The following is an 11,402-nucleotide window of genomic DNA, read 5'->3' on the forward strand; positions in this document are numbered from 1 at the left end:
CGCGTCAGAGTCCGTACTCCCGTACCACGCGCCGGACTTGGGCGAAGAGCATGCCCACGTTGACCGACTTGCGGCAGACGACCACGGCGACGACGTCCTGCTGCTCGGTCATCCGCACGAACAGATGGGTGAGGTTCTCGCTGTTGACGAGGATCTCCTGGAAGTAGTGGTGGTCACTGGTGATCCCGCGGCGTTCCTTGAAGACGTCCTCGATCATCGCGACCGTCCGGCCCTGGAACAGGTCGAGGGTCGCACCCGCCAGCAGGTCGAGGACCTCTGGCGGGTGGTTGTCGATGGTCTCGTACGACAGCAGCATGCCGGTGGACATGTCGACCACACCCGAGGCCACACAGTCGGGGGCATCGGTGCGGAGGGTTTTGACCAGGCCCATCACCTGGTCGGAGAATCCTGGGGTCATACGTTTCGTCGCCATCCCTTCACACTCCTTCTGACGCCTTCTCCGTGAGGATCGACTCGATCCGGTCGAGCGTCGGCCGGGCCGCGAGGTGCAGCCGGTCCACGTCCATCCCCTCGTCGCCGAGCACCACCATCAGCGCGGTGTCGCCCACGGCGTAGGTCGCGGCGCAGCCGTGACTGCCGTACGTCACCGTCTGGCGCAGCGTGCCGCGGTCGGTGGCCTCGGCGGTGCGCCGGGCCAGGCCGAGGCCGGCCGCCGCGAGGGCGGCGAGGGCCTCCGGGTCGATCGAGTCGGCGGTGTCGGCCGCGATGAGCAGCCCGTCGGCCGCCGTCAGCGCGGTATCGGTGATACCGGTCACCTTTTCCCGCAGTTCGCGCATTTCCAAAGTCAGGGCTTTGTGATCCACTTACTCAACTCCCCTAAAACTGATCGCTTTTGTCCATCGGGGTCATTTCCAGGTTCCGTTCCGCAGGCGGAAGAACCCTTTCCAACCCGCCCCGCTCTTTTCGGGGACGAGAGTCTCGGTGATCCCGCTGGCGCCCGGACGACGACGGGGCAGCTCGGCGGGTGCGGTGAACTGCGGTGGTGGGAGCGCCGGTTGCTCACGACGGCGTACGACGGGCGCCTCGGGCGGCAACCGCACCGGGATCGGCACAGGGCTGTCCGCACACTCCAACAAGCCCTCGGCGAGCATCCGCGCGACCTCGGCGGTGACCGGGTAGACCCCGCGCCCGGTGCGGAACGCGAGATCGCGTGCGGTACGGCGGCCGTCCACGTGAGTGAGCAACTCCCGTTGCAGCAGCCCGAGTCCGGCCTCGTCGAGGGCGTGGGCCGGGGCCCGGGGACGCTCCCGGTCGGGGCGTACGGGGTACGGCAGCGCGGTGATCGCGGCGAGTTTGCGGGTCGCGTCCTGGAGCAGCCGGGCCGAGGGCTCGCCGAGCGAGACCGGGGCGAACGGCTGGGCGTCCGGGGCGAGTTCACAGCCGTCGACGTCTCCGGCGGCGACCGCGAAGGCCGCGTCGTGCAGGGCCAGCACGCACACGATCCGCAACTGGGCGGCGCCCGCGTACCCGTGGGCGACCAGCCCGTCCAGCGGCCAGCGCGTGCCGCCCGACTCCCGTACCAGATCGGCCCATTGCTCACCGCCGATCCGGCCGGAGCGCAGCAGCAGCGCCTCGGGGCCCGGGGCGCCGGGGCTCTCCACGGCCACGACGAGTCCGCCGCGCAGATGGAAGGTGCCGCCGGGTCTGCCGGACACCCGCAGTCCCCCGGTGAACTCCTCGCGTCCGCAGTCCGCGAGAGCCCGCGCGAGCAGGTCGTGACCGACCCGGCCGAGGGAATCCCGAATGCCCGACATCACTCCCCTAGGCTTTTCGTACACGCAACTGACGTGTAGCGCTGAGGGGTGAAGGTTTATCAGTCCGGGCGCATATTCAGGTCGGGTTCTTCCTACCTGCCTGCGGGTGACGGAAGTTGAGAATTCCCGCCGTTCGATTTCCTTTGTCCGACGCTCATTTGACCGAACGGGGGCAGATCAGTGGCTGCCGCCCAACACCCTTACGGGCAACGGCCGCAGCGCCTCGCGCAGAGCGGCGGCCAGTTCCTGGTACTCGGCGCGACGGGCCGCGCCGGTGCGCATCGCGAGGGCGATCCGGCGGGTCGGGGCGGGTTCGCTGAAGTAGCCGGTGAGGAGCTGGTCGCTGCGGGTGGTCTCGACGCGCACGGCGGTACGCGGCAGCAGCGTGACCCCGAGCCCGCCGGCGACCAGCTGCACCAGCGTGGACAGCCCGGCCGCGGTCGTGGTCACCGGGGCATCCGCACGCCCGGCCTCCCGGCAGATGTCGAGCGCCTGGTCGCGCAGACAGTGCCCCTCGTCGAGCAGCAGCAGATTCAGCTCGCGCAGCGCCTCACGCGGGATCCCGGACCGCCCGCCGAGGGGATGACCGAGGGGCGTGACCAGCACGAAGTCCTCGTCGAACAGCGGGAGTTCGACCACACCCGGCACCCCGAGCGGCACGGCGAGCAGCAACAGGTCGAGCCGCCCTGTCGTCAGCCCCTCCAACAGGTTCGCGGTCTGCTCCTCGTGCACCTGGAGGTCGAGGTCCGGGTACCGGTCGTGCACCAGCCGCAGCACGGTCGGCAGCAGATACGGCGCGACGGTCGGGATGACCCCGAGCCGCAGCGCCCCCGTGAACGGCGCCCGCACCGCCTCCGCCTCCTCCAACAACGCCACGACCTCCTCAAGGACCGCCTTCGCCCGTGCGGCGAGCCGCTCACCGGCGGGCGAGAGCAGCACCTTGCGGGTCGTGCGCTCCAGGAGGATGACACCGAGGGTCTCCTCCAGCGCGGCGACGGCACCGGAGAGCGCGGGCTGGCTCATGCCGATCGCGGCGGCCGCGTCCCGGAAGTGCAGGTGCTCGGCGACCGCGGAGAAGGCGCGCAGCTGCGCGAGGCTGGGCTGGCGCCTCTTACTCGTATTACTAACGGTCACTGATAACCGCCTCCGATCAACACGACCCAGTGTAGCTATTTCCACAATCAATGCACGTTGTGCCAGGATCGGGGCCGACCAACCCACGAGAAACATCCATTCCGCTTGGGTGTTTCTCCGCTGCAAGGAGTGCGTGTGCTCACTGTCGGTGACAAGTTCCCGTCGTTCGATCTGACCGCCTGCGTCTCGCTGGAGAAGGGCCGGGAGTTCCAGCAGATCGACCACAAGACCTACGAGGGCAAGTGGAAGATCGTCTTCGCGTGGCCCAAGGACTTCACCTTCGTGTGCCCCACCGAGATCGCCGCCTTCGGCAAGCTGAACGACGAGTTCGCCGACCGTGACGCCCAGGTGCTCGGCTTCTCCGGCGACTCCGAGTTCGTCCACCACGCCTGGCGCAAGGACCACGACGACCTGCGCGACCTGCCGTTCCCGATGCTCGCCGACTCCAAGCACGAGCTGATGCGCGACCTCGGCATCGAGGGCGAGGACGGCTTCGCCAAGCGCGCGGTGTTCATCGTGGACCAGAACAACGAGATCCAGTTCTCCATGGTGACCGCGGGCTCCGTCGGCCGTAACCCGAAGGAGGTCCTCCGGGTCCTCGACGCGCTCCAGACCGACGAGCTCTGCCCGTGCAACTGGACCAAGGGCGACGACACGCTCGACGCGGGCGCGCTGCTCGCCGGGGAGTGACCTGAGATGTCACTGGACACCCTGAAGTCCGCCATACCGGACTACGCCAAGGACCTCAAGCTCAACCTCGGTTCGGTCATCGGCAACTCCGACCTGTCGGCGCAGCAGCTGTGGGGCACGGTTCTCGCTACGGCGATCGCCTCGCGTTCTCCTTTGGTACTGCGGGAGTTGGCGCCCGAGGCCAAGGCCAACCTGTCGCCCGAGGCGTACGGCGCGGCCAAGTCCGCCGCCGCGATCATGGCGATGAACAACGTCTTCTACCGGACGCGGCATCTCCTGTCCGACCACGAGTACGGCACCCTGCGTGCGGGCCTGCGTATGAACGTCATCGGCAACCCCGGGGTCGACAAGGTCGACTTCGAGTTGTGGTCGTTCGCCGTGTCCGCGATCAATGGGTGCGGGATGTGTCTCGACTCGCACGAACAGGTGTTGCGCAAGGCGGGTGTTGAGCGCGAGGTGATTCAGGAGGCGTTCAAGATCGCGGCGGTTGTGGAGGCGGTGGGGGTTACGTTGGAGGCGGAGGCGGTTTTGGCGGCTGAGTGACTTCGGCTGCCTGTTGGCTGGGGGCTCCGCCCCCGGACCTCAAAGGTCAACCTCTCAAACACCCGAGACGGGTGGGTGGGTGGGAGACCGGGGGTCTGGGGGCGGAGCCCCCAGGGGTTCTACGGGGTCTGGTCCGACGGTTCCGGGTCGACCGGCGTCGATGACACCGCTGTAGCCCCCCTCGGCTTCGGGGACTGGATCGGTGCCGGTTCCTGGGAGTACGACTTCAGGTAACTCACCACCGTGTTCAACACCGCCACCAGCGGCACCGCCACCACGGCTCCACCGATGCCCGCGACCATCCCACCCGCGGCGACCGACAGGACCACCGCAAGAGGGTGCACCCGGACCGCGCGGCCCAGGATGAACGGCTGGAGGATGTGGCCCTCGATCTGCTGGACCGCGAGGACCACGGCCAGGGTCAACAGGGCCGTGAACACGCCCTGGGTCACCAGCGCGACGACGACCGCCAGCGCGCCGGAGGCCACCGCGCCGACCAGCGGGATGAACGAGAACAGGAAGATGAACACGGCCAGCGGCACGGCCATCGGTACGCCGAGGAAGTAGATGCCGACGCCGATGCACACGGCGTCGATCAGAGCGACTATCACCGTGCCGCGGACGTAGGCCGTGAGCGTGCGCCACGCGCGCGGACCCGCGCCCGCCATCGCCGGCCGCGCCGCCGCGGGCACCAGCTTCAGCGACCACTGCCAGATGCGCGGGCCGTCGTAGAGGAGGAAGAGGGTTGAGAAGACCGTCAGGAGGATGCCCGTCAGGGCTTCCACGATGACCTGGACTCCCTCCAGGCCCGCCGACGTGATCTGGTCGGTGTTCGCGCCGATGGCCTCGCGGAGGTTCTTCGCGATCTGGTTGATCTGCTTCTCGGTGACGTGGAACGGGCCCTTGAGCAGCCAGTTGCGCAGGTCGTCGACGCCGTTCTGGACCTGGTCGGAGAGGTTGTCGATGTTCGCCATGACCTGCCAGGTCACGAACCAGCCGATCAGCCCCATCACGACGAATCCGAGTATCGCGGTGAGCGCGGTGGCGACGCCGCGCGGGAAGCCGTAGCGGATGAGGCGGGCGACCGTCGGCTGGAGCAGGGCCGTGATGAGGAGGGCCGCGACGAAGGCCAGGACGACCAGTTGAACGGCGCTGATGACGCGCATCAGGACCCAGACCGTGCCGGCCAGGATCAGCAGCCGCCAGCCGGCCTCGGCGGCGACACGGACGCCCCAGGGCACGGCGAGCGCGGGGTCGGGGCGGTCGCGGGCGATGGTGACCGGGACGGGTTCCCGGGGCTCGGGGTGTTCGGCGGGCGGTTCGGGCGCGGCCTCGGCGTGTTCCTTCGCCACCTCGGCGCGGCGCTCGTCCAACCGCTCCCCCATCTCACTCAGTCCGGCGCCGACCTTGCCGAGCCATCCTGGTACACGCGACATGATCCGTCCTCTTCCCCCGTCTTGCCCCACTAACTCCCCCCTGGAAGTCGTCGCGTCCGACCGTACATGGCTGAAGCCCCTCCCCATAGGACGGGGAGGGGCTTCAGAAGGTTGAGCGCCGGACGCGCGAGCAGGGCCTAGTAGTAGTGGTTGGCCTGCCAGAACGTCCAGGCTTCGCACGGGCTGCCGTAGCGCCCGTCCATGTACTGGAGGCCCCACTTGATCTGCGTGGCCGGGTTCGTCTGCCAGTCGGAACCCGCGGACGACATCTTGGAGGCGGGCAGGGCCTGGAAGAGGCCGTAGGCGCCGGAAGAGGCGTTGACCGCGTGGTAGTTCCAGCTGGACTCGTGGTCCACGATGTTGCTGAAGCACTGGAACTGGCCGCTGGGCACCATCGAGGCGGCCATCGACTGGATCTGCGCGACCGTGTAGGAACTCTGCACGGGGAAGCTCGACGAGGAGCTGCTCGCCTTGGCGGACGCGGCCTTCGCCGCGGCCTTCTCCTTGGCCAGCTTCTCCGCCTTCTCCGCGGCCGCCTTCTTGGCGACGGCGGTCTTGGCGGCGGCCAGGCGGGCCGACTCCTCCGCGTCCTTCTTGGCGCTCGCGTCGGCCTGGATCGCCTGGGCGTCGGCCTGCTGCGTCAAGGAGGCGGTCTGCACCTGGGCCTGCTCGCCCGTGGGGATGTCCGCCAGGAGCGTGGTGTCGGCTGCCGTCGTCTCGGCGTCATTGTTCTGCGCCTGAGCGACGCTGCCCGAGGCAACGCCTACGACGCTTCCGACGGCGGTGACCGCGGTGGCCGAAGCCACTGCGAATCCCCGGACCGAAATCCGGCTCACACGGTTTCCTTCCAGCATCGTCCGCTTCGGTGACCCTGGCGGACGCAATCGTGCCCCTGAACGCTGGCCTCCCAACTGCGGGGTCACGGGAGGCACGGGCCCGGTGGGCAACTCCCGCTCGGGGAGCGCCGCGTGGAGAGCGGGCGGCATACGACTTCGCTGTGGAGTTAGCAGTGATGCTTATGTGGTGCGTACCGCTGGGGGTACACGTGTGTCGTATGCGGGGCCTGACAGGAATGAGACTCTGCCGCAACCGGACGCCGGGTGGCAATTCTGAGTTGCGTGTGAAAGCTCACATCCCGTTTGCCCCACGGGATTTGGAGAAAGAGCAGGACGCCAAAGCGCCGCCCCGCTAAGCTCTTCGGCTTCGCGGGACGGCGCCAACTGGCCTGTACTACCTCAGATTTGGCCGTCCTCCAGCATTTCGGTCACAAGCGCCGCGATCTGGGACCTCTCGGACCTCGTGAGGGTCACATGCGCGAAGAGCGGATGACCCTTCAGCTTCTCCACCACGGCGACGACGCCGTCGTAGCGGCCGACCCTCAGGTTGTCCCGCTGGGCCACGTCGTGGGTGAGGACCACCCGCGAGTTGGCGCCGATCCGGGACAGGACGGTCAGCAGGACGTTCCGCTCCAGGGACTGCGCCTCGTCCACGATCACGAACGCGTCGTGCAGCGAGCGGCCGCGGATGTGGGTGAGGGGCAGGACTTCGAGCATCCCGCGGGCGGTGACCTCCTCGATGACCTCGCGGCTGGTGACCGCGGACAGCGTGTCGAAGACCGCCTGGGCCCAGGGGCCCATCTTGTCGGCCTCGGAGCCGGGCAGATAGCCCAACTCCTGTCCGCCCACCGCGTACAGCGGCCGGAAGACCATCACCTTCTTGTGCTGGCGGCGCTCCAGGACCGCCTCCAGGCCCGCGCAGAGCGCGAGCGCGGACTTGCCGGTGCCTGCCCGGCCTCCCATGGACAGGATCCCGATGTCCGGGTCGAGCAGCAGATCCAGCGCGATGCGCTGTTCCGCGCTGCGGCCCTTGATGCCGAACGCCTCCCGGTCGCCGCGCACGAGGCGGACGTTGCCCTCGGCCGTGACCCGGCCGAGCGCCTTGCCGCGCTCGGACTGGATCGTGAGACCGGTGTGGACGGGGAAGTCCGCGGCCTCCGGGACGAAGACGTGGCCTTCCTCGAAGAGGATGTCCACTTGTTCGCCGGGCAGGGTCAGTTCGGACATTCCGGTCCAGCCGGAGGAGCCCGTGATGGCGAGTTCCGCGCGGTACTCCTCGGCGAGGAGTCCGACGGACGACGCCTTGATCCTGAGCGGAAGGTCCTTCGACACGACGGTGACGTCGTACCCCTCGGCCTGCAGGTTGCGGGCGACCGCGAGGATGCGGGAGTCGTTGTCCCCCAGGCGATAGCCGCTGGGCAGCACGCTGGGGTCCGAGTGGTTGAGCTCGACCCTGACGGTGCCGCCGAGTTCCCCGATCGGGATGGGGGCGTCGAGGCGACCGTGCCGGACCCGGAACTCGTCCAGCAGGCGCAGGGCCTGCCGGGCGAAGTACCCGAGTTCGGGATGGTGCCGCTTGGCCTCCAGCTCTGTGACCACGACGATCGGCAGCACGACTTCGTGCTCGTCGAAGCGGTTCAGTGCGTTCGGGTCGGCCAGCAGAACGCTGGTGTCGAGAACATAGGTGCGCCGGTCAGGCATACGGCGCTTTGTGCTGGTCACCACGGAAGGACGTACCCCCTCGGAAGAGGTCGGGGAGCGACGGAGAGGAGCTGGACCGGTCCAGGCCGCGATGCGCGGGCCGAGAACCGGCCCTCCGTCTCGCCCGTACTGACCGCACGGTCGAACTGGTGCAAAGGGCCTCCCGGGCGGACGGCCCCGTGCCGTCCGCTGAGATACGACACCCGTGGTTCGGGCGTCGACCTGCTTGGCTTATGCCCTCGAACATGCGCCGCCATGCCACGGCATATGACGGCGCCCTGGTGAACTCCTTGTTACTTACGTCCCAAGGGGGGTGGTACCGGGGTTCTGTCCGTCATTCACCGCAGCGGCCGGATCCTTCTCCGCCACGGCCCGTCACGCGCCGTAGCGGCCTCTTCATCCGCCGTAACGCCGGTGTCGCGCCGCGTAGTCACGCATCGCGCGCAGGAAATCGACCTTGCGGAAGGCCGGCCAGAAGACCTCACAGAAGTAGTACTCGGCGTGGGCCGTCTGCCAGAGCATGAATCCGGACAGCCGCTGTTCGCCGCTGGTCCGGATCACCAGATCGGGGTCGGGCTGGGCACCCGTGTAGAGGTGCTTGCCGATCAGGTCGACGTCCACGTGCTCGGCGAGCTCCTCCATCGAGGTGCCCTTGTCGGCGGCGTCCAGAATCATCGAGCGGACCGCGTCGGCGATCTCCTGGCGGCCGCCGTAGCCGATGGCGACGTTGACGAGTATCCCGTCGACGTGCGCGGTGGACTCCTCCGCCTCCTTGAGGACGGACTGCATCCCGGTCGGCAGCAGGTCGAGGGTGCCGACGTGGTGCACACGCCAACGGCCGTCCGCGGCGAGCGAGCTGACGACGTTCTCGATGATGCCGAGCAGCGGGCCGAGTTCCTCCTGGGGGCGGTCGAAGTTGTCCGTCGACAGCAGCCAGAGCGTCACGACCTCGACGTCGGTCTCACTGCACCAGCCGAGGAACTCCTCGATCTTCTCGGCGCCGGCCCGGTGTCCCATGACGGTGGTCGAGCCCGCCGCCTTCGCCCAGCGCCGGTTGCCGTCCATGATGACGCCGATGTGCTTGGGCACCTGCTCGTGGTCGAGATGGCCTTCCACCCTGCGTGCGTAGAACCTGACCAGCAGGCGGCGCAGGGTGTCGCGCAGGTTCACGTGTTGTCAGCCCCTCCGTGGATGGCAGTCCCCGGCTTGGCAGCCTACCCCCGCCGGAGCCCTGTTCCCCCAAGGGGTGTCTGGGCTCATCCCGGTTCGGCACGAAGGTCGGACTCGGGGGGCCGGCGGCCGGTGCGGGGGTCGTCACCGCGGGGCACAAAAAATCGGGCCGGTCCGTGGGGGGGATACGGACCGGCCCGAGGGGGGGTTTCCACCATAACCCTTCGTAAGTGATGCTGCGTGCATCGGCGTGCCACAACTACTCTCCGAAACCGGCCGACGACGCGTCAGGGGGTACGGAAGCCCCGATTCCGGGCCTGATCATGGCTGGTTCACAGCGGATTCCAAGGAGAACGTGGAGGTTTTCCGCCGACCCCCGGCGTGTCCCTCTCAGGGGTGACGCGGTCAGCGAACGTCCGCTTGACGGGGCAGGGCACCGCGCGGCCCCCTCCACCGCGCGGTGCCGACCGCGCATCTTTGCTCACGCGAATTACCTTGGTCCGAACCTACGTGAGGTGACGGGCGGGACGCGAGCCGATCCCGATAACAATGTGGAAAACCCGTGTACGTATGGGGGACGTGGGGTGATGTCGTTCCGGGCGGCGTCCGGAGGCTCGAACGGCGGTTCCCGGACACTCCGGCCGGGACCGCGCCCCCTGCTCGCACCGGTGTCGCGCCGACCCTCACACCGGCTCTTACGCCACCGTCACGCGTGCGGCTTGCGGACGTCGAAGAGGTGGCGGGTGCTGTGCGCCACGAACGGGCCCTCGGCCTCGATCCGCTCGTGCAGGGCGCGGAGTTGGGGCTCGTAGGCCTCGACCGTGAAGTCGGGGACCATCCAGATCACCTTGCGGAGGAAGTGGACGACGGCCGCGATGTCGTAGAACTCCATGCGCAGCCGCTCGGCGCGGAGTCCGACGATCTCCAGGCCGGCCGCCTCGGCGCCGGCCCGTTCGCGTTCGGGGTCGCGGGCGCCGCTCACGGCCTCCGGCTGGGGGCCGAGGAAGAGCTCGACGAGTTCGAAGGCGCTGCGGGGGCCCACGTGTTGGGCGAAGTACGTGCCGCCGGGACGCAGGACGCGGGCGACCTCCGGCCAGTGGGCGCGGACCGGGTGGCGGCTCAGGACCAGGTCGAACGCGGCGTCGGCGAAGGGCAGCGGAGCGTCCTCGGGCGCGGCGACCACCACGACCCCGCGCGAGCGGAGCAGCTCGGTGGCCTTGGCGACGTTCGGCGGCCAGCCCTCGGTGGCGGCGACGAGCATCGGGGGCTGCGCGGCGGCCCGGCTCAGCGCGAAGTCGAAGACCTCCCCGCCCCCGGTCTGCACGTCCAGCGCGGTGGTCGCACGCGAGAGCCGGTCCCCGGCGGAGCGCGCGTACCCCCACGAAGGGCGCGCCTCGGTGGCCCGGCCCTCGAACCAGGAGAAGTCCCAGCCCTCGGTGGGGACGGCGAGGCCTTCCGCGACGAGGTCTTCGAAGCTGCGCGTGCTGCTCCCGCTGTTGTCCATGGGGCGATGGTGGCAGGGCATTGTCAGTGCGCGCTGCTAATTTTCGAAGCAGGACCGAGGAGGGGGACGAGGACATGGACAACGGGGATACGGGCAACGGGGATACGGGGCTGCCGTTCCACGGCGACGAGAAGGCGACGCTGCACACGAACCTGGACCGGGTCCGGGACGCGGTGCTGTGGAAGCTGGACGGGCTGGACGAGGAGCAGGCCAGACGCCCGATGACGCCCTCGGGCACGAGTCTGCTCGGGCTGGTGAAGCATCTGGCGTCGGTGGAGTACGGCTGGTTCGTGGAGAGCTTCGGCCGCGAGCGGGAGCCGCTGTGGTTCGACCCGTACACGGACGAGGACATGACCGCGGGCCCGGACGAGACGACGGAACAGATCGTCGCCTTCTACGGCCGTGCCCGCGCCGCCGCCGACCGCGTGATCACGGAGCTGCCGCCGGACGCGGTCGGCCGGCCGCCGTGGCGGGAGCAGTCGGTGTCGCTGCGCTGGGTGCTGGTCCACATGCTTGAGGAGACGGCCAGACACGCGGGGCACATGGACATCGTGCGGGAGTTGATCGACGGGGCGGCCGGGGATCATCGGCCGGAGGGGGCGTAGGGGGGTTC

At 69.0% G+C, this 11,402-nt stretch carries 12 protein-coding genes; 3 read left to right on the plus strand and 9 right to left on the minus strand.

Features of this window, described 5'->3' with window-relative positions:
* Nucleotides 1-4 precede the first annotated feature (4 nt).
* The 4 genes from ACIBK4_RS04735 to ACIBK4_RS04750 form a co-directional block, all read right to left on the minus strand.
* A complete protein-coding gene (locus ACIBK4_RS04735) occupies nucleotides 5-433 on the minus strand; it encodes a hypothetical protein (RefSeq protein WP_026150674.1) in 429 nt (142 codons plus the stop codon).
* 4 nt (nucleotides 434-437) lie between these two features.
* Nucleotides 438-797: a roadblock/LC7 domain-containing protein gene (locus ACIBK4_RS04740; protein ID WP_398992943.1), complete on the minus strand. Its 360-nt coding sequence runs from the start codon at nucleotides 795-797 to the stop codon at nucleotides 438-440.
* Nucleotides 798-866: 69 nt separating this feature from the next.
* Nucleotides 867-1,775, minus strand: coding sequence for a MarR family transcriptional regulator (locus ACIBK4_RS04745; RefSeq protein ID WP_398992089.1), 909 nt, complete (start codon nucleotides 1,773-1,775; stop codon nucleotides 867-869).
* 177 nt (nucleotides 1,776-1,952) lie between these two features.
* A complete protein-coding gene (locus ACIBK4_RS04750) occupies nucleotides 1,953-2,909 on the minus strand; it encodes a LysR substrate-binding domain-containing protein (RefSeq protein ID WP_398992091.1) in 957 nt (318 codons plus the stop codon).
* Nucleotides 2,910-3,044: 135 nt separating this feature from the next.
* On the opposite strand from ACIBK4_RS04750, the gene ACIBK4_RS04755 reads away from it, so the two are divergent.
* Both ACIBK4_RS04755 and ACIBK4_RS04760 read left to right on the plus strand, forming a co-directional pair.
* Complete coding sequence (locus ACIBK4_RS04755; protein ID WP_398992093.1) at nucleotides 3,045-3,599, plus strand: peroxiredoxin; 555 nt, start codon at nucleotides 3,045-3,047, stop codon at nucleotides 3,597-3,599.
* A 6-nt stretch (nucleotides 3,600-3,605) separates the two neighbouring features.
* Complete coding sequence (locus ACIBK4_RS04760; RefSeq protein WP_398992095.1) at nucleotides 3,606-4,142, plus strand: alkyl hydroperoxide reductase; 537 nt, start codon at nucleotides 3,606-3,608, stop codon at nucleotides 4,140-4,142.
* A 119-nt stretch (nucleotides 4,143-4,261) separates the two neighbouring features.
* On the opposite strand, the gene ACIBK4_RS04765 is transcribed toward ACIBK4_RS04760, so the two are convergent.
* The 5 genes from ACIBK4_RS04765 to ACIBK4_RS04785 form a co-directional block, all read right to left on the minus strand.
* The gene (locus ACIBK4_RS04765) at nucleotides 4,262-5,578 is read right to left on the minus strand and encodes an AI-2E family transporter (protein ID WP_398992097.1); all 1,317 of its coding nucleotides are present in this window, start codon (nucleotides 5,576-5,578) and stop codon (nucleotides 4,262-4,264) included.
* Nucleotides 5,579-5,715: 137 nt separating this feature from the next.
* A complete protein-coding gene (locus ACIBK4_RS04770; RefSeq protein WP_366431361.1) occupies nucleotides 5,716-6,414 on the minus strand; it encodes a lytic transglycosylase domain-containing protein in 699 nt (232 codons plus the stop codon).
* Between the two features lie 399 nt (nucleotides 6,415-6,813).
* On the minus strand, nucleotides 6,814-8,139 hold the full coding sequence (locus tag ACIBK4_RS04775) for a PhoH family protein (protein ID WP_398992099.1): 1,326 nt from the start codon (nucleotides 8,137-8,139) through the stop codon (nucleotides 6,814-6,816).
* Nucleotides 8,140-8,511: 372 nt separating this feature from the next.
* A complete protein-coding gene (locus ACIBK4_RS04780; protein ID WP_366431359.1) occupies nucleotides 8,512-9,285 on the minus strand; it encodes an isoprenyl transferase in 774 nt (257 codons plus the stop codon).
* 706 nt (nucleotides 9,286-9,991) lie between these two features.
* On the minus strand, nucleotides 9,992-10,789 hold the full coding sequence (locus tag ACIBK4_RS04785) for a class I SAM-dependent methyltransferase (protein ID WP_398992101.1): 798 nt from the start codon (nucleotides 10,787-10,789) through the stop codon (nucleotides 9,992-9,994).
* Nucleotides 10,790-10,863: 74 nt separating this feature from the next.
* Here ACIBK4_RS04785 and ACIBK4_RS04790 point away from each other — a divergent pair, with 74 nt between their 5' ends.
* Nucleotides 10,864-11,394 carry a DinB family protein gene (locus ACIBK4_RS04790; protein ID WP_398992103.1) on the plus strand — a complete coding sequence of 177 codons (531 nt, stop codon included), beginning with the start codon at nucleotides 10,864-10,866 and terminating at the stop codon, nucleotides 11,392-11,394.
* The last annotated feature ends 8 nt before the right edge of the window (nucleotides 11,395-11,402 follow it).

This window comes from Streptomyces sp. NPDC050528, assembly GCF_044457795.1.
GTDB lineage: Bacteria > Actinomycetota > Actinomycetes > Streptomycetales > Streptomycetaceae > Streptomyces.